Origin of the sequence: Streptomyces sp. NPDC093546, from assembly GCF_044765045.1 — a bacterium.
Classification (GTDB): Bacteria; Actinomycetota; Actinomycetes; order Streptomycetales; family Streptomycetaceae; genus Streptomyces.
In genome coordinates this window covers 1-18707 of sequence record NZ_JBIWJG010000016.1, presented here as the reverse complement: position 1 = coordinate 18707, position 18707 = coordinate 1, and the positions used below count along the sequence as shown (strand labels likewise).

Below are 18707 nucleotides of genomic sequence, written 5' to 3'. Positions count from 1 at the left end.
CTCTTCGTCATGTCCATTTTCAATGGGGGAGCTCTGCCCGATGGGCGCATCCCTGCGCGCGCTGCGCGCACTCGTTCTGCTCGCCGGCTTCTTTCTGCTCGGCGTCCTTCTGCTGGCGGTCCTCGCCGTCATCGACTACCTGCTGTACCTGCACGCGCCCTCCGGGCTCGCCACCAAGCTGTACGTGGTGTCCGTGCTGCTGGCCATCCCGGTCGTACGCGGCATGTTCATGCTGCGTACGCCGAAGGACGACGGCCAGGGCGGCCTCGCCGTCACCGAGTCCGACGAACCGGAGCTGTGGCGCGCCGTCCGCGAGCTCGCCGACCAGGTGGGCACGCGGCCGCCCACCCGGATCCTGCTCACCGGTGACGTCAACGCCGCCGTCACCGAGAACGCCCGGTTCCTCGGCCTCCTGCCGGGGCCGCGCCACCTCTACCTGGGCGTACCGCTGATGCAGGGCCTCAGCGAAGCCCAGTTGCGCGCGGTCCTCGCCCATGAGCTGGGGCACTACGTCAACCACGACACCCGGCTGGGCGCCCTCACCGCGCGCGGCCGCACCCAGCTGTTCCGCACCATCGCGCACTTCGAGGAGCGCGCCGCGAAGACCGCCGGCCGCGAGCGGGCCCGGCAGGAGAAGCGGAACACCAAGGCCGAGGCCAAGGGCCGCAAGACCCGCGAGGTCGACACGGGCAGCGCCGGCATCACGTACCGCACGATGGCCCGGATCTACACCGGCTACGCGCACCTGTACTTCCGCGCCACGATGCACGACTCGCGCCTCCAGGAGTACGCCGCCGACGCCGCGGCCGCCCGGATCGCCGGCCGCGACGCGACCGCCTCCGCGCTGCGCGAGCTGCCCTCGCTGGACGCCGCGTTCACCTTCTACATGGAGTGCTACGCCACGCTGGGCACCTCGGCGCGGCTGCTGCCGCCGCGCGGCGAGGTCTTCGGCGGCTTCGGCCGCCTGCTGACCGCCCGCGAGCTGGAACTGGCCGGGCTGCGCGCCGAACTGCCCACCGAGCCGGTCTCCCCGTACGACTCGCACCCATCGGTCGCCGACCGGGTCCGCGCCATCGAGGCGCTCCCGCAGGACGGCCGCATCGACGAGGGCAAGGGCGCCGCGACGGGCCTGCTCGCCGACCCGGCCCGCACGCTGACCGCGCTGGAGGACGTGGTGCTGTCGGAGCAGGCGCGCGCGTTCCGCCGTGCCGGCAGCTGGGAGGAGCTGCTCGACGGGGCCATGAGCGCCCGCCTGGGCTCGGTCGAGTCGCCGCTGCACCGGGCGCTGGCCGCGTACACCGGCGAAGCGCCGACGCTGCCCGCGCTGCTGAAGGTGATCGACGACGGTCAGCTGTGGCAGCTGGCCCAGCGGCTGCCGCTGTCGGAGGAGGCGGCGTCGGCGAACGGGCGCGTCTTCCGGGAGTTCGTCCGGCCCGCACTCCACAAGTCGGTCACCAGCATGGTGATGGCGGAGCTGAGCGCCCGCTCCCGGCTGCGCTGGGAGTTCTCGTGGACCGAGCCCGCCACCGTCCACCTGCCGCCGGGCCCCGACGGGGCCGAGCCCGACCTGGACGCGGCCGTCGACGCGGCGGTCGCCGACGTACCCGACACCGCGCCGCTGCGCGCGCTGCTCTCGTACGGCCTCACCGGTGGCTTCACGGACGGCCTCACGGACGGGGCCGCGCGGTGACCGTCATCTGGATCATCCTGGGCGTGATCGCGCTCGGCGTGCTGGCGATCGGCGGGTACTTCCTCAAGGCCGTCGTGCAGGGCGCGCGCGAGGGCTGGCGCTACGTCGGCTCCGAGGAGCAGCGGGCGGACGAGGCCGCCGCGCTCGGCTTCCTGCCGCCCGAGCGGCAGAACACCGAGCTCTCCGCCCCGCGCCCGGCCCCGCTGGACTCGGCGCTCGCCGCCGCGAAGGCCGGCGACTTCAGGCCGGCCGCCGCCCTGTTCGACGGGACGGCCGCGGCGCGGGACTGGGAGTGGCGCACCCGGTACTGCGAGGAGTTCGCCGATGTGGCGGCCGAGGACGACGCCTGGCTGCTGGCCTGGGAGGCCGCGCACCCCGACGACCCGGGCGCGGCACTGGTACGGGCCCGCTCGACGGTCTTCCTGGCCTGGCGGGTCCGCGGCTCCCAGCGGGCCCGGAACACCACGTCCGAGCAGTTCGAGGGGTTCCACCGGATCCTGGCCCGCTCGCGCGAGGAGCACGCCCGCGCGGCGGCCCTCGCGCCCGAGGGGGACCCGGCGCCGTACGTCGGTGAGATCTGGACCGCGCTCGGGCTCGGCTATCCGCACGCCGAGATGGACCGGCTGTGGCGGGAGATCAGCGAGCGGGCGCCGCACCACTACGAGGCCCACTTCTCGGCGCTCCAGTACTGGTGCGCCAAGTGGCGGGGCTCGGAGGAGCTGGCGCGGGACTTCGCGGCCCGGGCGGCCGCGGGGGCGCCGTTGGGGAGCCTGATGACGGCGTTCCCGCTCATCGCGCACTTCGAGCACGACGAGTCGGACACGACCGAGGGCGACCGTACGCCGGAGATGCACGCCCTGGTTGACGCCGCCCTCGCCGACGCGGCCGCCGCCGACCCCGGCCACCCGCGCCTGTCCGAGGTCCGTCACCTGCTGGCGTACTACCTCTCGCTCCAGGACCGGGACGAGGCCGCCGTGGAGCAGTTCCGGCTGGTCGACGGGTACGTCGACGCCCTGCCGTGGCGCTACCGGAACGACCCGGCGGCGGCGTACTGCCGCCTGCGCGACGAGAGCGTGGCCGCCGCGGCGGCGACCAGCGGCTGACCCGCGTTCCGCGCGGCGCGCGGAATTCCCGACGGCACCGGAACGTTGTTCCGGTGCCGTCACCCGCGTCCGGCGCGCCCGGCGCGTCCGCCCCGCAAGGAGACCGAACCATGCTCTTCGGCCGCACGCCCGTCCTGCCGACCCCGGACCAGGCCCTGCCCGGCCGCCCGGAGCCGGAGTTCACCGTCCCCGACCGCCACACGGTCCTCGGCACCTCCCTCCTCGGCCCCTACCCGGCCGGCCTGGAGGTCGCGGACTTCGGGCTGGGCTGCTTCTGGGGCGCCGAGCGGAAGTTCTGGCAGACGGAGGGCGTGTGGACCACCCTCGTCGGCTACCAGGGCGGTTACACGCCGAACCCGTCGTACGAAGAGGTCTGCTCGGGCCTGACGGGCCACACGGAGGCGGTCCGCGTCGTCTTCGACCCGTCCGTCGTCCCGTACAGCGCGCTGCTGAAGCTCTTCTGGGAGTCCCACGACCCCACCCAGGGCTTCCGCCAGGGCAACGACGTGGGCACCCAGTACCGCTCGGCGCTCTACACCCATTCCCCCGCCCAGGCGGCGGCGGCCGACGCATCCCGGGACGCCTACCAGCAGGTGCTGAAGGACTCGGGCTACGGCGCCATCACCACGGAGATCCTCCCCGCCGACGACCGCCCCTTCTACCCGGCGGAGGCGTACCACCAGCAGTACCTCGACAAGAACCCGAACGGCTACTGCGGCATCGGCGGCACGGGCGTCTCCTGCCCGGTGGGCGTGGCCGCGGCCGGCGCGGACGACTGAGCCGCGCGGATCGCCGCCGCGGTCGCGGACGGGTCGTACCCGGGGGCGACGCCGTCGATCAGGATGATGTCGCCCTCCATGTGGCGGGTGCGCAGCGGCACGAGGGCCTGGTAGGCGTCCGAGTCGTACCAGCGGCGCGCGTGGTCCAGGGACGGGAAGCCGACGATCACCAGGGCGGTGTCCCAGTGGCCCTCGCGCACCTCCATGGTGGGCGCCCCGTGGACCAGGAAGCGGCCCTCGAAGGGGTCGAGGGTGGACTGGATGCGCTCCATGTAGTCCAGCACCTCGTCGTGGAGCACGGCGGGGGGCTTCAGGGTGGCGAGGGCGTACGCGGCCATGGGGTCCTCCTCGTGAGCGGGCTGACCCCATGCTCGCGCCGCGTCCGCTCGGGGTCGATTACCCCGGAGGTCATCGGCCCCTCAAAGGGGCTGTCCTCAGATCGTCGAGGCGTCGATCACGAACCGGTAGCGCACGTCGCTCTTCAGGACACGCTCGTACGCCTCGTTGATCTGGTCCGCGCGGATGAGCTCGATCTCCGAGCCGAGGCCGTGCTCCGCGCAGAAGTCCAGCATCTCCTGCGTCTCGGCGATGCCGCCGATCATGGAACCGGCCAGCGTGCGGCGGGCGTTGATCAGCGAGAAGAGGTTGAGCGACACCGGCTCCTCCGGGGCGCCGACGTTCACCAGGGTGCCGTCCGTCTTGAGCAGGCTCAGGTAGGCGCTGAAGTCCAGCGGCGCCGAGACCGTGGAGACGATCAGGTCGAAGGTGCCGGCCAGCTTCTGGAAGGTCTCGGGGTCGCTGGTGGCGTGGAAGTGGTCGGCGCCGAGCTTGAGGCCGTCCTCCTGCTTGCGCAGCGTCTGGCTGAGCACGGTCACCTCGGCGCCCAGCGCGTGCGCGATCTTCACGCCCATGTGGCCGAGGCCGCCGAGGCCCACGATCGCCACCTTCTTGCCGGGGCCGGCCTTCCAGTGGACGAGCGGCGAGTAGAGGGTGATGCCCGCGCACAGCAGCGGCGCGGCGACGTCCAGCGGGAGGCTGTCGGGGATGCGGACGGTGTAGTTCTCGTCGACGACGATGTGGGTGGAGTAGCCGCCGTAGGTCGGCTCGCCGTCCCTGCCGAGGCCGTTGTACGTGGGGATGGAGCCGCCGCCCGTGCAGTACTGCTCAAGGCCCTGCTCGCAGAACGAGCACGTACGGCAGGAGTCGACGAAGCAGCCCACTCCGACCCGGTCCCCCACCGTGAACTTCGTCACGGACGAGCCGGTCTCGGTGACGACACCGGCTATCTCGTGGCCGGGAACCATCGGGAAGATGCCCTCGCCCCAGCCGTTGCGGGCCTGGTGGATGTCGGAGTGGCAGATGCCCGCGTACTTGATCTCGATCAGCACGTCGTGCTCGCCGACCGGCCGGCGCGGCACGGTGGTGCGCTCCAGCGGGGCGTTGGCGGCGGGGGCTGCGTAGGCGGCAACGGTGTTCATGCCGGTTTCTCCTCCTGATGGGGGTGGTACGCAGATGATCTTGCCCGGCCGGGATCGATCGGCCCAGCCCCCTGTTCTCCGTACGTTCGCTGGTCCTACTACTGGCGGGGTCAGGCTCGCCCGCGTACGAACGGGAATACTGGGATGTCATGGACCAGCGCACCGAACTGAGTGAGTTCCTCCGCTCCCGACGGGCCCGGCTGAAGCCACAGGACGTCGGCCTGCCGGACTTCGGCAGAGCGCGCCGGGTGCCGGGCCTGCGCCGGGAGGAGCTGGCCCAGCTGGCTGGGGTGTCGGTCGCGTACTACACCTCGATCGAGCAGGGGAAGGGCGCCAACGTCTCCACGGAGGTGCTGGACGCCATCGCCCGCGCCCTGCGGCTGACGGACGCCGAGCACGCGCATCTGACGCGGCTGGCCGGGCCGACGGCGAAGAAGAAGCGCACGGCCGCCTCCCGCCCGCAGCGGGTGCGGCCGGAGGTGCGGCACCTGCTGGACGCGATGGACGGCGTGCCCGCGTTCCTGCTGGGGCGGCGGCTCGACATCCTCGGCTGGAACCGGATGGCCCGCGCGCTCCTCGGTGACTTCGCCGCCCTGCCGGACGAGGAGCGGAACATGGCGCGGCTGGTGTTCCTCGACCGGAACGCGCGCGACCTGTACGTCGACTGGGAGTCGAAGGCCACCGAGGTGGTCAGCGTCCTGCGGCTGTGCGCGGGCTGCTACCCCGACGATCCGAAGCTGTCGGCGCTGGTGGGCGAGCTGTCGGTGAAGAGCGGGGAGTTCCGGGCGCTGTGGGCCGCGCACACGGTGCAGGAGAAGGGCCACGGCGTGAAGCGGCTGCACCATCCGCTGGTGGGCGAGCTGACGCTGTCGTACGAGACGCTGAAACTGCCGGGCGACCAGGACCTGAGCCTGGTGACGTACACGGCGGAGCCGGGGTCGGCGTCGGCGGACGCGCTGCGGCTGCTGGCGAACTGGGGCGTGGACGAGGTCGCGCCGGCACGCTGAGACCCGCCCTGGCGGCGGGTACGACGAAGGCGGCGGCTCCCGGTGAGGGGAGCCGCCGCCTTCGTCGTGCGTGTCGCTCAGGGCCGGACGGACGGGTCAGACGGCGGAGCCGGCCTTCCACTCGGCCCAGCTCATGTTCCAGCCGTTGAGGCCGTTGTCCGGCGCGATCGTCTTGTCCTTGGAGTTCTTGACGATCACGACGTCACCGACGAGCGAGTTGTCGAAGAACCACGCGCCGGGCTGGCCCGGGTCGCCGGCGCCCTTGACGTCGTTGAGGCCCACGCAGCCGTGGCTGGTGTTGACGCTGCCGAAGACCGAGTCGGCACCCCAGTAGTTGCCGTGGATGAAGGTGCCGGACGTGGACAGCCGCATGGCGTGCGGCACGTCCTTGATGTCGTACTCGCCCTTGCCGTCGTCGTCCGTGAAACCGACGGTGGCGCCGTTCATCCGGGTCTCCTTGAACTTCTCGGAGATCACCATCTGACCGTTGTAGGTCGGGTTCTCCGGGGAGCCGGCGGAGATCGGGATCGTCTTGATCGTCTTGCCGTCCCGGACGACCTTCATGGTCTTCTCGGCGACGTCGACGGTCGAGACCTGGCTGCGGCCGACCTTGAAGGTGACCGTCTTCTGCTGGACGCCGTAGACGCCGTCGGCGCCCTCGACCCCGTCGAGGTTCAGCTTCAGCGTGACCGTGGAGCCGGCGGTCCAGTACTGCTCGGGCCGGAAGTCGATGCGCTGGGAGTTGAACCAGTGGCCGACGACCTCCTGGCCGCTGCTCGACGACACGGTGATGCCGGACTGGACGGCCTTCTTGTCCGTGATCGGCTTGTTGAAGTTGATCGAGACCGGCATGCCGACGCCGACGGTGGAGCCGTTCTCGGGCGTGAAGTTGCCGATGAAGCTGTTGGCCTGCGAGACGGTGGTGAAGGAGGAGTTCTCGTGGGCCTCGCGGCCCTCGGAGTCCTTCGCCGAGGCGGCGATCTTGTACGTCGTCGCCCGCTCCAGCTGCTCCGTGGGCTTCCAGCTCGTGCCGTCGGCGGCCATCTCGCCCTTGACGCTCTTGCCGTCCTGCGTGGTCATGGTGACCTGGGTGAGCGTGCCCTCACTGACGGTGACCTTGGCGTCGTCGTTGATGCCCGCGTTGTTCGCGCCGTTCTTCGGGGAGATCACTATTCGGGCCTTGGAGGCGTCCTTGGCGGCCGCCTCGTCGACCTGGGCCTGTGACGACGGGCCGTCGGAGGTGCCGTTGCTCTTGGCCTCGCCGTCGTTGCAGCCCGTGAGCACCAGCACGCCACCGAGCAGGGCGGACGCGGCCATGAGGCCCTTGCGCCGCTTGCTGTCCGTCATCACACGCTTCTCCATCGTCGCCGAATCCCTGCCCACTGTTTCAACAACACCCATAACAACCCGTCCGGTTCCAAATCCACGAAGGATCCACGAAGTATGTGGGGAACACCACTGACCGACGCACGGCGGACCGGTTCCGGTTCCCAGGATGCAGGTGCGGGCCCCGGAGGCGTGATCCGGGGCCTCGGAATTCGGCCACTCCCCGGCGGGCGGCGGGGCGGCCCCTACGCCCGCTCCTCCTCGTCGGCGTCCTCGTCGTCGTCCTCGTCCTCCTCGTCCAGGTCCCACTCCTCCACCTCGGGGTCGTACTCGACCTGCTCGCTGGTCCAGGAGGCCTGGAGGAGCTCGACACCGGGCAGCTCACCAAGGAGCGTGTCGGGGTCGACGAGGTACGCGAGAGCTTCCGCTTCGTCCTCGCGGACGGCCGCGCGGGCGTGCGTCAGCTCGTCTTCCGGCATGAATTCGTCGGCGTCGATGCGGTCCAGGGCGGCAGCGGTGAGTTCCTGGGTGTCCCTGATCTCCAGCATCAGTTCCACCCGAAGTCGCACATACCGTGATGTCTCAGAAGGGTTCATATGACGGAGCGTAGGCTGCCCGCCCTCGCGACTTTCCTGCGACCCGCTGTGTTCATTAGCATCGGCGCACCCACCAATTCTCGGTTCCGCAAGGGGATCTGAATCTGTGTCCGTCGCACGTCGACCGCTGCTGACCGCCACCGCCGCCGGGACGCTGCTCTGCGCGCTGTGGTTCGTCCCTTCGGCCAACGCCACCGTTGAGGACGCGCCGCCGCAGCATCAGCAGCAACAGGAGCAGCAGGAGCAGCAGCAACAGCAGCCGCAGGAGCTGGCACTCGCCGACACCGGCAGCGTGGACACCACCCCGTATCTGATCGGCGGCACGGCGTTCCTGACCCTCGGCGCCGGGCTCGTGGCCTTCGCGGTACGCCGAGGGGCGCACACCGCCCTCTGACGGCGCGCGCCCCTGGACACACACCTCAGGCGAGCGGGCCCGTGACCCGCTCCACGGCCTCGACGAGCCGCCCCGCCCGTACGAAGTCGTCGGCGGCCTCCAGGTCGGGGGCGAGGAAACGATCCGGCCCGGGGCCCTGGACGCCTGCCGCGCGCAGCGCCTCGATGGCGGCGCGGGAGGCGGGCGCCGGGGTGAGCCCCTCGCGCAGCTCGATGGCGCGCGTCGCGGCGTACAGCTCGACCGCGATGATCCGGCTCAGGTTGCCGACGGCGGTCCGCAGCTTGCGGGCGGCGGACCAGCCCATGGAGACGTGGTCCTCCTGCATGGCGGAGGACGGGATGGAGTCGGCCGAGGCCGGGACGGCCAGCCGCTTCATCTCGCTGACCAGGGCGGCCTGGGTGTACTGCGCGATCATGAGGCCCGAGTCGACGCCCGCGTCGTCCGCGAGGAACGGCGGCAGGCCGTGCGACCGGTTCTTGTCGAGCAGCCGGTCCGTGCGGCGCTCGGCGATGGAGCCGAGGTCGGCGGCGGCGATGGCGAGGAAGTCCAGGACGTACGCGACCGGCGCGCCGTGGAAGTTGCCGTTGGACTCCACGCGGCCGTCGGGCAGCACGACCGGGTTGTCGACGGCCGAGGCGAGCTCGCGCTCGGCGACGAGCCGGGCGTGGGCCATGGTGTCGCGGCCCGCGCCGGCCACCTGGGGCGCGCAGCGCACGGAGTACGCGTCCTGGACGCGCGGGGCCTCGTCCTGCTGGAAGTGGCCCGTGAGGCCGGAGCCCTTCAGGACGGCGAGCATGTTCGCGGCGGCGGCGCCCTGGCCCGGGTGCGGGCGGATGGCGTGCAGCTCGGGCGCGAGGACCTTCTCTGTGCCGAGCAGCGCCTCCAGCGAGAGCGCGGCGGTGATGTCGGCGGACTTGTAGAGCGTGTCCAGGTCGGCGAGGGCCATGACCAGCATGCCGAGCATGCCGTCGGTGCCGTTGAGGAGGGCGAGGCCCTCCTTCTCGCGCAGTTCGACGGGCGCGATGCCGTGCGCGGCGAGCAGCTCCCCGGCGGGGCGGACCACGCCGTCGGGGCCCTCCGCGTCGCCCTCGCCCATGAGGGTGAGGGCGCAGTGGCTGAGCGGGGCGAGGTCGCCGGAGCAGCCGAGCGAGCCGTACTCGTGCACGACCGGGGTGATCCCGGCGTTGAGCACGTCCGCCATGGTCTGCGCGACCTGGGGCCGGACGCCGGTGTGCCCGGAGGCGACGGTCTTCAGCCGCAGGAACATCAGCGCGCGCACGACCTCGCGCTCGACGCGCGCGCCCATGCCGGCGGCGTGCGACCGCACGATGTTGCGCTGGAGCTGGGCGCGCAGCTCGGGGCTGATGTGCCGGGTCGCGAGGGCGCCGAAGCCGGTCGAGACGCCGTAGACGGGCTCGGGCTTGGCGGCGAGGGCGTCGACGATCTCGCGGGCCGCGGCCAGTGCGTCGAGGGCCTCCTGCGACAGCTCGACGCGTGCGTTGCCGCGGGCCACGGCGATGACGTCCTGAGCGGTGGTTCCGGACGTCCCCACCACGACTGTGTGCATATCCATATTCAGCAGCGTACGGACTGAATCCCAACGTGTCACTACCCCACCTCCCCGGCGCTCCTTACGCCCCGGCGGCCGGAGGCGCGTCGCGGAAGCTGCGCCGGTCCCGGGCCGCCGCCGGCGGGTGGTCCGCCAGCTCGATCACCGCGCCGTCGCGCCCCGCCACCACCGGCTTCAGGGAGCGCGCCGCCTTCGCGCGGTACTGCGCCGCGTCCGCCAGCCGGAACAGCCGCCGCGCCGACCGCACCTCGCCGATCGGATCGCCCGTCGACGCGACCCCGCACGCCACGCCCTCGCCGAGCTCCAGCTCCCCGGCCCGTACGCACAGCTCGTCCGCGGCCGCGACCACCTCGTCCGCCCCCGGGCCCACCGAGACCAGGCAGAACTCGTCGCCGCCCAGCCGTGCGGCCAGCGCGCCCGGCAGCATCGCCCCGCAGTACGACAGCACCGAACCGAACCGCTCCAGCAGGCGGTCGCCGACCGCGTGGCCGTGCGTGTCGTTGACGCGCTTGAGGCCGTTCAGGTCGCACACCACCAGCGAGACCACCGACCCGTCGGCCAGGGAGCGCTCCACCGCCTCGTCCAGCCTCATGTCGACCGCCCGCCGGTTCGCCAGCCCGGTCAGCGGGTCGGTGAAGGCCAGCTTGCGGACCTCCTCCAGCCGCTCGGTCTGCGCGATCCCGGCCGCCACGACCGACGCCAGTACGGTGGCGAACTTGGCGTCCTCCGATCCGAAGACCGGCGCCCCGACCGGCCGGGCCACGTACAGCTCGCCCCACGCGCGCCCGTGCAGCACGATCGGCGCGACGACGCAGCAGCCGCGCCCCCGCCGCCTCAGCGCCGCGACTCTCTGCGCGCAGTAGCCGTGCGACCCGGGGCCCGGGCCCTCGGCCGTCTCGACCCAGGCGTTCGGCTCCCCGCCCCCGGCCCAGCGCTCGTGCAGGAACTCGGTGATCTCGGAGAACTGGTACACCGGGTACGTCTCGGAGTCCGGGAACTCCTCCTCGCCCTGGACCCGGTCCCCGGCGTTCACCAGCACGCGCAGCCGGCCCAGGTCCCGTTCCCACGTCGAGAGCGCGGCGAACGTGCCACCGAGCGCGTCGCGCGCGCCCAGCGCCGCCGCCCGCCACGATTCGCGCGGGGTGTGCGCCGCCGCCATCGACTGCGCCAGCGCCACTACGGCCCGTAGCCGGACATCCTCACCCATTCCTCAAGCTTAGGGACGCCCCCGAACTTTTCACTCCCGGGCCCCGGCGACCGACGGGCGGCCGACGGTCACTCGCCGGGCCACTGCGGCGCGCGCTTCTCGTTGAAGGCCGCGACACCCTCCGCGCGGTCCCCCGAGAAGGCCACCGAGCGCCACGCCGCGTCCTCGACCTCGAGGCCCGCCCGCAGGTCGAGCCCCTGCCCGAGCCGCAGGGCGCGCTTGGCGGCGCGCAGGCCGACGGGCGAGTTGGCGGCGATCCGCGCGGCCAGCTCCAGCGCGCCCGTCCGCGCGTCCTCCACCAGGCGGTCGACGAGCCCCAGCGAAGCCGCCTCCTCCGCCTCCAGCCGCCGCGCCGTGAACACCAGCTCGGCCGCCCGCGCGGCCCCGACCCGGCGCGGCAGCAGCTGCGTACCGCCGCCGCCGGGGATCACACCCACCGACACCTCGGGCAGTCCGACGACCGCCGTCCCGTCGGCCACGATGACGTCGCAGGCGAGCGCCAGCTCGTACCCGCCGCCCAGCGCGAAGCCGTGCACGGCGGCGATGGCCGGCATGGGCAGTTCCAGTACGCCGGTGTACGCGCCGCGCGCGACGGGGCGCTGGCGCACCAGCTCGGCGTCCGTGAAGGAGTTGCGCTCCTTGAGGTCGGCGCCGACGCAGAACGCCTTGTCGTTGGAGGAGGTCAGCACGGTGACGCGGACCGACCTGTCGGCGGCCAGCGCGTCGCACGCCGCGCCGATGGAGCGCGCCATCTCCGACGAGACGGCGTTCATGGCCTTGGGCCGGTCGAGCACGAGCTCGGCCACATGACCCTGCCCATGACGGCGTACGGCGACGAACTCCCCGAAGCGCTCCTCGGACACACCCTCGGACATATCTGACACCCTCCCGGTTAACGAGCGTTAGCGACGCTACCCGGGGATCTTAGGCTCCCGCCGCGTCAGCAGCCAGGGTTCGATCACGCCGAGCCCGCGCACCGGCCGCTGCCACATGGGCTGCAGCGCGAAGCGGTACGACGGGGGCGTCTCGCCGTCCTTCTCGGCGCGCGCGATCTCGTCGGCGACCTGCGCCTCCGACACCGGCGCCTCGCCCGTGCGCGACAGCTCCTCCGCCAGTGCGCCGTCGACCAGCACCGCGTCCTTGGGAGCTATCGAGGTGAGCCGGCTCGCGAGGTTCACCGTCGTACCGAAGACGTCGCCCATCCGGGTCGTCACCGTGCCGAAGGCGATGCCCACGCGCAGCGCCGGCATGGTCTCGTCGTGCGCGAGGGTCTCGATGAGCCGCACCCCGATCTCGGCGGCCGTACCGGCGTCGTCCGCCGCGTAGAGCACCTCGTCCCCGAGCGTCTTGATCAGCCGCCCGCCGTGCGCCGCCACCAGGTCGGCGCAGGTCGTCTCGAAGGCCTCGACGAGCTCGCCGAGCTCCTCCTCCTCCAGCCGCCGCGTCAGGCGCGTGAAGCCGACCAGGTCCGCGAAGCCGACCGCCAGGCGCCGGTCGACCATCTCCTCGTCGTCGGCGGCCTGCACGACGCGCCCGGTCGCCGCCGCGAGCTGCCGCCGCCACACGTACACCAGGAACTCCTGGAGCTCCGGCAGCAACAGCTCGACCAGCGGATACGTCACTTCCGTACGCGTCATGCCGGGCTCGGGCGGCTCGGTCAGGCCCTCCAGGAAGGAGTCGATCTGCCACTCGGCGAGCCGCGCCGTGGTCTGCCCGGTGGACCGGGCGACCTGCACCGCCATGGGCTCGCTCAGCAGCCCCGCCTCGACGAGACCGGCCAGCCGCCGCAGCGCCAGGACGTCCGCCTCGGTCAGCGCCTTGGCCTGGCCGATGTCGGCGAAGCCCATGGCCCGCCAGAAACGGGACGCCAGGTCCATGGAGACGCCCGCCGTGCGGGCGGCCTGGAAGGGGGTGTAGCGGCGCTCGGCGCCGAGGATCAGCTGCTCCAGACGGATGGCGAGCGGGTCGTCGGTCGGCTCCGCCGTGTGGTCGACGACGTGGTGGGGAGTCGGGTACTCGGCTCCGCCGGTGCCGGCCCCCGCCCCGGCCCGTGACTCGGACCGCGGCTCGGACCGTGACTCGGGGCCCGGCTCGGCCCCGGTTTCCGACCCGGCTCCCGACCCGGCTCCGGACCTGCGCGAATTCGCGTCGTCGACGGTCACCGGCCGCCTCCTGCCCGTTCCCTGCGCACTGCCCTGCCGATCTGTCGCTGGATCGCCTCAACGATACGGCAGGTGTGCCGTGGCTCACGTCCCCTCGCGGGAGCGTCTTGGGAGCGCGTTCAGTCCGCCGGGCGCAGATGGACGATGTCGCCCGCGCCCACGGCCTCCCGGCCGCCACCGTCCGCGCGCTCCACGACGAGCCGTCCGCCCCCGTCGATCGCGACCGCCTCGCCGGTCAGCGCCCGGTCGCCGGGCAGCTCCGCGCGGACCGTGCGCCCGAGGGTCGCGCAGCCCGCCGCGTACGCCTCCTGGAGCCCGCAGGCGGCCGGGTCGCCGTCGGCCGCCGTCCACCGCCCGTACCAGTGCTCCAGGGAGCGCAGGACGGCGCGCAGCAGCGGGTCGCGGTCGGTGGAGACGGCGTCCGCGAGGGCGAGGGAGCCGGCCGTCGGTACGGGCAGCTCGTCGGCGCGCAGCGTGACGTTGAGGCCGAGCCCGACGACGATCCCGTCGTCCGCCGACCCCCCGGCCCGCTCGGCGAGGATGCCGCCGGTCTTGCGCTCCTCCTTCACCCCGTCCTCCCGCCGGACCTTCACCAGCAGGTCGTTGGGCCACTTCAGCGACATGTCGACGCCGGCCGCGCGGGCCAGGCCCGTGGCGGCGGCCACGCCGGTCAGCAGCGGCAGCCAGGCGAGGCGCTCGACCGGCACCCGCGGCTTGAGCAGCACGGAGAAGAAGAGGCCCGAGCGCGCGGGCGCGGACCAGACGCGGTCGAGCCGTCCGCGCCCGGAGGTCTGCTCCTCGGCGACGAGCACGGCGCCCTCGGGCAGCTCCGCGGCGCGGGCCGCGAGGTCGGAGTTGGTGGAGCCGGTGGCGGCCACGACGTCGAGGGACGTCCACAGCCCGCCGGGCTGGAGCAGCGCGCGGCGCAGCGCGGGGGCGCTGAGGGGCGGCCGGTCGAGGTCCGACCAGCGGTTCGAGGGCCCTCGCGAGGGACCATGTGAGGACTGTGAGGACGTCATGCAAGCCAGCGTAGGTGTGGCAAACACCGCACTGCCGAACGGTATCGCCGCCGATACGCTACGGATCAGTAGCCAACGAACCCGTGACCAGTCAGGGAGCCGCATCCCGATGTCCGAGCCGGCCGAGAAGATCGACATTCATACGACCGCGGGCAAGCTCGCGGATCTCCAGCGCCGTATTCACGAGGCCACGCACGCGGGCTCCGAACGCGCCGTGGAGAAGCAGCACGCGAAGGGCAAGCTGACGGCCCGGGAGCGGATCGACCTCCTGCTGGACGAAGGCTCGTTCGTGGAGCTGGACGAGTTCGCCCGGCACCGCTCCACCAGCTTCGGCCTGGAGAAGAACCGTCCGTACGGCGACGGCGTCGTCACGGGGTACGGCACGGTCGACGGGCGCCCGGTGGCGGTCTTCTCGCAGGACTTCACCGTGTTCGGCGGGGCCCTCGGCGAGGTCTTCGGGCAGAAGATCATCAAGGTGATGGACTTCGCCCTGAAGACCGGCTGCCCGGTCATCGGCATCAACGACTCCGGCGGCGCCCGCATCCAGGAGGGCGTCATGGCCCTCGGCATGTACGGCGAGATCTTCCGCCGCAACACCCACGCCTCCGGTGTCATCCCGCAGATCAGCCTGGTCGTCGGCCCCTGCGCCGGCGGAGCCGTCTACTCCCCCGCGATCACCGACTTCACGGTGATGGTGGACCAGACCTCGCACATGTTCATCACCGGCCCGGACGTCATCAAGACGGTGACGGGCGAGGACGTGGGCTTCGAGGAACTGGGCGGCGCCCGGACGCACAACGCCACCTCGGGCGTGGCGCACCACATGGCGGGGGACGAGAAGGACGCCATCGAGTACGTCAAGTCCCTCCTGTCCTACCTCCCTTCGAACAACCTCTCCGAGGCGCCCGCCTTCCCGGAGGAGGCGGACCTGGAGCTGACGGACGAGGACCGCGAGCTCGACACCCTCATCCCGGACAGCGCCAACCAGCCGTACGACATCCACACGGTGATCGAGCACGTCCTGGACGAGGGCGAGTTCCTGGAGACGCAGGCGCTGTTCGCGCCGAACATCGTCACCGGCTTCGGGCGCGTCGAGGGCTATCCGGTCGGCATCGTCGCCAACCAGCCGATGCAGTTCGCCGGGTGCCTCGACATCGACGCGAGCGAGAAGGCGGCGCGGTTCGTCCGCACCTGCGACGCGTTCAACATCCCGGTGCTGACCTTCGTCGACGTGCCGGGCTTCCTGCCGGGTGTCGGCCAGGAGCACGAGGGCATCATCCGGCGCGGCGCCAAGCTGATCTACGCGTACGCCGAGGCCACCGTGCCGCTGATCACCGTCATCACGCGCAAGGCGTTCGGCGGCGCGTACGACGTCATGGGCTCCAAGCACCTGGGCGCCGACCTGAACCTGGCGTGGCCGACCGCGCAGATCGCGGTGATGGGCGCGCAGGGCGCCGTCAACATCCTGCACCGGCGCACCATCGCCGAAGCGGAGGACGTGGAGGGGACGCGGGCGCGGCTCATCCAGGAGTACGAGGACGCCCTGCTCAACCCATACACGGCGGCCGAGCGCGGCTACATCGACGCGGTGGTCATGCCGTCCGAGACGCGCGCGCAGATCGTGCGCGGGCTGCGTCAGCTGCGCACGAAGCGGGAAAACCTGCCTCCGAAGAAGCACGGCAACATCCCCCTGTAAGGAGCCCCCATGATCAAGGTGCTGCGGGGCAACCCGACGCCGGAGGAGCTGGCCGCCGCACTGGCGGTGGTCCGGGCGCGCGCCGCCGCGACGGCCTCGGCGGCCTCCGGCGGCGCGGCACGCGTCCCCGAGCAGTGGTCGGACCCGGCCAGGATCGCCCGCACGCGGCGGCCGCAGCCGGGGCCGCGCTCGTGGGCGCGGTCGTACTGGCCGACGTAACCCTGCCTACGGGTCGTAGTTCGTCAGGGCGGTGGCGCTTGAGTACGCGTACTCAGGCGCCATCGGGCCGTGGGCCTCAGGATCGAAGGCATGCTCTGGTCCGACCCGAAGAACGAACCCCCCAAAGAGATGCGCGACATGCAGGCGATGCTGCGCCGCGCGGGGATCCTGCTGGCGCTGGCGATGGTGGTCGCCATGTTCGTCGCCGGCCTGCATTGACCGGCCCCTCCACTGATCCGTTCCGTACGATGACGGGCATGACTGCTCAGCGCCGCCTGGTCCTCGCGTCCGCGTCCCCCGCCCGCCTCGGCCTGCTGCGGCAGGCCGGACTCGCCCCCGAGGTGATCGTCAGCGGCGTCGACGAGGACAAGGTCACCGCCCCGACCCCGGCCGAGCTCGCCCTCGCGCTCGCCGAGGCCAAGGCCGCCCACGTCGCCGCCCGCCCCGAGGTGAGCGGCGCGCTCGTCATCGGCTGCGACTCGGTCCTGGAGCTGGACAAGCAGGCGCTCGGCAAGCCGGCCGACGCCGAGGAGGCCACCGCCCGCTGGAAGGCGATGCGCGGCCGTGTCGGCGTGCTCCAGACGGGCCACTGCGTCTACGACACGGCGGCCAAGCGGTACGCCTCCGCGACCGGCTCGACGCTGGTCCGCTTCGGCGAGCCGACGGACGAGGAGATCGCGGCGTACGTCGCCAGCGGCGAACCGCTCCATGTGGCGGGCGCCTTCACGCTCGACGGCCGCTCGGCCCCGTTCATCGACGGCATCGACGGCGACCCGGGCAACGTCATCGGGCTGTCCCTGCCGCTGCTGCGCAGGCTGCTGCGGCAGCTGGGCGTCGAGATCACGGACCTGTGGGTGGAGCCGCGGCGGTGAGGCGCGCGTACGGCGCCTGGGCGACGGCCTGCGCGGCCGTGCTGCTGCTCGCGGGCTGCGGGACGAAGTCCGGGGGCGGCGACGGCAAGCCTCCGGAGCAGGCCCCCGCGCTCACCGAGGAGCAGGCGCGGGCGGCGCTGCCGGACGGTGCGGCCATGCCGGGGTGGAAGGCCACCCTGGAGCCGACCGCCACCGCCATGAACGACCTCTACAAGAGCGAGGCGTGCCCCACCAACGGCAACCAGGGCTGCGACGACGCGCGCTTCTACGGCGTCTCGACCTTCCGCCGCGCGGACGGGAAGGCCGGCGCCGACTTCCGGCTGGTCGCGTACGGGAGCGAGAAGGCCGCCGAAGCGGCGTACGACACGCTCTGGCGGCTCTACGCCCCGAAGGTCGGGCCCACGGCGCGGAAGGTGGACCTCGGCGGCCCCGGTGACCGGGGCGACGCCGTTCTCGGCACGTACGGCTACGAGGGCGGACCGGGCGCGGTGGCCCAGGTGCGGGTGGGCACGGCCCTGCTGTGGGTCGAGGCCACCGGCGCCCGCGAGGGCGACCTCGACGCGGCCCTCGTCAAGGACCTCGCGTCGCGGTTCGGGGAGCGGGCGCGGGAAGCGGCCGGCTGATCCGGGCGAGGCTGATCAGCGCGACCACGTCCGGGGTCAGGCGGGGGCCGCGCCCGGCTCCGCGGCCTCCGGGGCGCTGTCCTCGGGGGCGCCGTCCTTGGGGCCGTAGAGGACCAGCGACGCCACCACCAGCGCCAGCATCGCCATCATGAAGGCGAACGCGCCCCAGCCCACCAGGGCGGCCGTCACGGCGCCGAGCACGCCGTGCGTGATCGCGCAGGAGATCAGCAGGAGGCGCGCCGCGCGGCCCGGTGCGCGGTCGCGGAGGGCCAGCATCAGAAGGACGGCACCGCACAGGGCCAGGAACGCGGCGAGGACGCCGCCCATGGCCCAGGTGCCGGCGATCATGGCGTCCGGGTCGAGGCCCGCGAGGGACATCCGCTGGCTGCCGAGGACCGCGGTCAGCGCGACGTGGACCAGCAGGACGCCCGCCGCCTCGGCGAGCAGGGCGACCCCGGTCGCCAGGGCTATCGGTCTGCGGGTCACCACAAGTACCCCCCTGACTGTTACCAGCAGTACGGCCGGTAGGGACGACGACGCGAACGCTACTGACTGGTAAACCTTTGGACAAGGGTCCCGGCACGACCGCAAAGAATCATTCGCCCATTCGTAGGGAGTCCACAAAGAAACGGGACAGCGCCCTGGACGCCAGAACAGAGACCTTGACCACACCCCAGGGTTACTGTGCCGTGAAGGCGCCCTGCGTAACGTGGTGCGACAAGGGATTTCACCCCCTGGCTACGCCTCGGATCACGCTCCGTGTGGGCAAGCTCACTAGTGGGGATGGGTCGAAAGGCCGTGTCGGCAGTCCCTAAACTCAGCTTGTTTCAAGGAGGGAGCCATCGTGCGCAAGGTGCTCATCGCCAACCGTGGCGAAATCGCTGTCCGTGTCGCCCGTGCCTGCCGGGACGCCGGGATCGCGAGCGTAGCCGTCTACGCCGACCCGGACCGGGACGCCCTGCACGT

21 protein-coding genes are annotated in these 18707 nt (G+C 72.3%); 11 read left to right on the top strand and 10 right to left on the bottom strand.

Translation table 11 applies throughout. The annotated features are described in order from the left end of the window. The first annotated feature begins 40 nt into the window (after positions 1-40). From ACIRNI_RS27345 to msrA, 3 genes are all read left to right on the top strand, one after another. Positions 41-1690, top strand: a complete 1650-nt coding sequence (locus ACIRNI_RS27345) for a M48 family metallopeptidase (protein ID WP_403555317.1) — start codon at positions 41-43, stop codon at positions 1688-1690. Next, positions 1687-2793 carry a hypothetical protein gene (locus ACIRNI_RS27340; RefSeq protein ID WP_403555315.1) on the top strand — a complete coding sequence of 369 codons (1107 nt, stop codon included), beginning with the start codon at positions 1687-1689 and terminating at the stop codon, positions 2791-2793. The genes ACIRNI_RS27345 and ACIRNI_RS27340 overlap by 4 nt, the downstream gene beginning before the upstream one ends. A 110-nt stretch (positions 2794-2903) precedes the next feature. Then, positions 2904-3572 (top strand): peptide-methionine (S)-S-oxide reductase MsrA, encoded by a 669-nt coding sequence (msrA, locus tag ACIRNI_RS27335; protein WP_403555314.1) that lies wholly within the window; start codon positions 2904-2906, stop codon positions 3570-3572. Here msrA and ACIRNI_RS27330 read toward each other — a convergent pair. Together ACIRNI_RS27330 and ACIRNI_RS27325 are read right to left on the bottom strand one after the other, a co-directional pair. Next, a complete protein-coding gene (locus tag ACIRNI_RS27330) occupies positions 3503-3910 on the bottom strand; it encodes a DUF1330 domain-containing protein (RefSeq protein ID WP_403555312.1) in 408 nt (135 codons plus the stop codon). The two genes, msrA and ACIRNI_RS27330, sit on opposite strands and share 70 nt — an antisense overlap. A gap of 96 nt (positions 3911-4006) precedes the next feature. Next, positions 4007-5050, bottom strand: coding sequence for an NAD(P)-dependent alcohol dehydrogenase (locus tag ACIRNI_RS27325; RefSeq protein WP_403555310.1), 1044 nt, complete (start codon positions 5048-5050; stop codon positions 4007-4009). 149 nt (positions 5051-5199) lie between these two features. Between ACIRNI_RS27325 and ACIRNI_RS27320 the strand changes: the two genes are divergently transcribed. Beyond that, complete coding sequence (locus tag ACIRNI_RS27320; RefSeq protein WP_403555308.1) at positions 5200-6057, top strand: helix-turn-helix domain-containing protein; 858 nt, start codon at positions 5200-5202, stop codon at positions 6055-6057. Between the two features lie 96 nt (positions 6058-6153). On the opposite strand, the gene ACIRNI_RS27315 is transcribed toward ACIRNI_RS27320, so the two are convergent. After that, positions 6154-7419: an Ig-like domain-containing protein gene (locus ACIRNI_RS27315; RefSeq protein ID WP_403555306.1), complete on the bottom strand. Its 1266-nt coding sequence runs from the start codon at positions 7417-7419 to the stop codon at positions 6154-6156. Between the two features lie 209 nt (positions 7420-7628). After that, complete coding sequence (locus ACIRNI_RS27310) at positions 7629-7931, bottom strand: hypothetical protein (protein ID WP_403555305.1); 303 nt, start codon at positions 7929-7931, stop codon at positions 7629-7631. Between the two features lie 154 nt (positions 7932-8085). Between ACIRNI_RS27310 and ACIRNI_RS27305 the strand changes: the two genes are divergently transcribed. Continuing rightward, complete coding sequence (locus tag ACIRNI_RS27305; protein WP_403555302.1) at positions 8086-8373, top strand: hypothetical protein; 288 nt, start codon at positions 8086-8088, stop codon at positions 8371-8373. Positions 8374-8398: 25 nt separating this feature from the next. On the opposite strand, the gene hutH is transcribed toward ACIRNI_RS27305, so the two are convergent. The 5 genes from hutH to ACIRNI_RS27280 form a co-directional block, all read right to left on the bottom strand. Beyond that, a complete protein-coding gene (hutH, locus tag ACIRNI_RS27300; RefSeq protein ID WP_403555543.1) occupies positions 8399-9940 on the bottom strand; it encodes a histidine ammonia-lyase in 1542 nt (513 codons plus the stop codon). Between the two features lie 64 nt (positions 9941-10004). Continuing rightward, positions 10005-11150, bottom strand: coding sequence for a diguanylate cyclase domain-containing protein (locus ACIRNI_RS27295; RefSeq protein WP_403555300.1), 1146 nt, complete (start codon positions 11148-11150; stop codon positions 10005-10007). 68 nt (positions 11151-11218) lie between these two features. Beyond that, positions 11219-12025, bottom strand: a complete 807-nt coding sequence (locus ACIRNI_RS27290) for an enoyl-CoA hydratase/isomerase family protein (protein WP_403555298.1) — start codon at positions 12023-12025, stop codon at positions 11219-11221. A 36-nt stretch (positions 12026-12061) separates the two neighbouring features. Then, the gene (locus ACIRNI_RS27285; protein ID WP_403555296.1) at positions 12062-13312 is read right to left on the bottom strand and encodes an adenylate/guanylate cyclase domain-containing protein; all 1251 of its coding nucleotides are present in this window, start codon (positions 13310-13312) and stop codon (positions 12062-12064) included. 119 nt (positions 13313-13431) lie between these two features. After that, entirely contained in the window at positions 13432-14331 is a 900-nt protein-coding gene (locus ACIRNI_RS27280) for a biotin--[acetyl-CoA-carboxylase] ligase (protein WP_403555294.1), read from the bottom strand. Positions 14332-14440: 109 nt separating this feature from the next. On the opposite strand from ACIRNI_RS27280, the gene ACIRNI_RS27275 reads away from it, so the two are divergent. The 5 genes from ACIRNI_RS27275 to ACIRNI_RS27255 all read left to right on the top strand — a co-directional run bounded on the left by ACIRNI_RS27275 (position 14441) and on the right by ACIRNI_RS27255 (position 17741). Further along, a complete protein-coding gene (locus ACIRNI_RS27275; protein ID WP_403555292.1) occupies positions 14441-16027 on the top strand; it encodes an acyl-CoA carboxylase subunit beta in 1587 nt (528 codons plus the stop codon). 9 nt (positions 16028-16036) lie between these two features. After that, positions 16037-16246: an acyl-CoA carboxylase epsilon subunit gene (locus ACIRNI_RS27270; RefSeq protein WP_403555290.1), complete on the top strand. Its 210-nt coding sequence runs from the start codon at positions 16037-16039 to the stop codon at positions 16244-16246. Positions 16247-16336: 90 nt separating this feature from the next. Then, the gene (gene mmpB, locus ACIRNI_RS27265) at positions 16337-16465 is read left to right on the top strand and encodes a morphogenic membrane protein MmpB (protein ID WP_403555288.1); all 129 of its coding nucleotides are present in this window, start codon (positions 16337-16339) and stop codon (positions 16463-16465) included. A 38-nt stretch (positions 16466-16503) separates the two neighbouring features. Then, the gene (locus ACIRNI_RS27260) at positions 16504-17118 is read left to right on the top strand and encodes a nucleoside triphosphate pyrophosphatase (RefSeq protein ID WP_355358894.1); all 615 of its coding nucleotides are present in this window, start codon (positions 16504-16506) and stop codon (positions 17116-17118) included. Further along, positions 17115-17741 (top strand): hypothetical protein, encoded by a 627-nt coding sequence (locus ACIRNI_RS27255; protein WP_403555286.1) that lies wholly within the window; start codon positions 17115-17117, stop codon positions 17739-17741. The genes ACIRNI_RS27260 and ACIRNI_RS27255 overlap by 4 nt, the downstream gene beginning before the upstream one ends. Before the next feature lie 36 nt (positions 17742-17777). On the opposite strand, the gene ACIRNI_RS27250 is transcribed toward ACIRNI_RS27255, so the two are convergent. Continuing rightward, positions 17778-18227 (bottom strand): hypothetical protein, encoded by a 450-nt coding sequence (locus tag ACIRNI_RS27250; RefSeq protein WP_403555284.1) that lies wholly within the window; start codon positions 18225-18227, stop codon positions 17778-17780. Between the two features lie 358 nt (positions 18228-18585). Here ACIRNI_RS27250 and ACIRNI_RS27245 point away from each other — a divergent pair. Then, positions 18586-18707: biotin carboxylase N-terminal domain-containing protein (locus ACIRNI_RS27245; RefSeq protein ID WP_146166841.1), on the top strand; the 122-nt coding region annotated here is incomplete at its 3' end.

What these genes read in the sequence shown, in the direction of transcription:
- ACIRNI_RS27345 (WP_403555317.1), top strand. Translation starts at nt 41, where the DNA reads ATGGGCGCATCCCTGCGCGCGCTGCGCGCACTCGTTCTGCTCGCCGGC.
- msrA (WP_403555314.1), top strand. Translation starts at nt 2,904, where the DNA reads ATGCTCTTCGGCCGCACGCCCGTCCTGCCGACCCCGGACCAGGCCCTG.
- ACIRNI_RS27330 (WP_403555312.1), bottom strand. Translation starts at nt 3,910, where the DNA reads ATGGCCGCGTACGCCCTCGCCACCCTGAAGCCCCCCGCCGTGCTCCAC.
- ACIRNI_RS27325 (WP_403555310.1), bottom strand. Translation starts at nt 5,050, where the DNA reads ATGAACACCGTTGCCGCCTACGCAGCCCCCGCCGCCAACGCCCCGCTG.
- ACIRNI_RS27320 (WP_403555308.1), top strand. Translation starts at nt 5,200, where the DNA reads ATGGACCAGCGCACCGAACTGAGTGAGTTCCTCCGCTCCCGACGGGCC.
- ACIRNI_RS27315 (WP_403555306.1), bottom strand. Translation starts at nt 7,419, where the DNA reads ATGGAGAAGCGTGTGATGACGGACAGCAAGCGGCGCAAGGGCCTCATG.
- ACIRNI_RS27310 (WP_403555305.1), bottom strand. Translation starts at nt 7,931, where the DNA reads ATGCTGGAGATCAGGGACACCCAGGAACTCACCGCTGCCGCCCTGGAC.
- hutH (WP_403555543.1), bottom strand. Translation starts at nt 9,940, where the DNA reads ATGCACACAGTCGTGGTGGGGACGTCCGGAACCACCGCTCAGGACGTC.
- ACIRNI_RS27295 (WP_403555300.1), bottom strand. Translation starts at nt 11,150, where the DNA reads ATGGGTGAGGATGTCCGGCTACGGGCCGTAGTGGCGCTGGCGCAGTCG.
- ACIRNI_RS27290 (WP_403555298.1), bottom strand. Translation starts at nt 12,025, where the DNA reads ATGTCCGAGGGTGTGTCCGAGGAGCGCTTCGGGGAGTTCGTCGCCGTA.
- ACIRNI_RS27280 (WP_403555294.1), bottom strand. Translation starts at nt 14,331, where the DNA reads ATGACGTCCTCACAGTCCTCACATGGTCCCTCGCGAGGGCCCTCGAAC.
- ACIRNI_RS27275 (WP_403555292.1), top strand. Translation starts at nt 14,441, where the DNA reads ATGTCCGAGCCGGCCGAGAAGATCGACATTCATACGACCGCGGGCAAG.
- ACIRNI_RS27270 (WP_403555290.1), top strand. Translation starts at nt 16,037, where the DNA reads ATGATCAAGGTGCTGCGGGGCAACCCGACGCCGGAGGAGCTGGCCGCC.
- mmpB (WP_403555288.1), top strand. Translation starts at nt 16,337, where the DNA reads ATGCTCTGGTCCGACCCGAAGAACGAACCCCCCAAAGAGATGCGCGAC.
- ACIRNI_RS27260 (WP_355358894.1), top strand. Translation starts at nt 16,504, where the DNA reads ATGACTGCTCAGCGCCGCCTGGTCCTCGCGTCCGCGTCCCCCGCCCGC.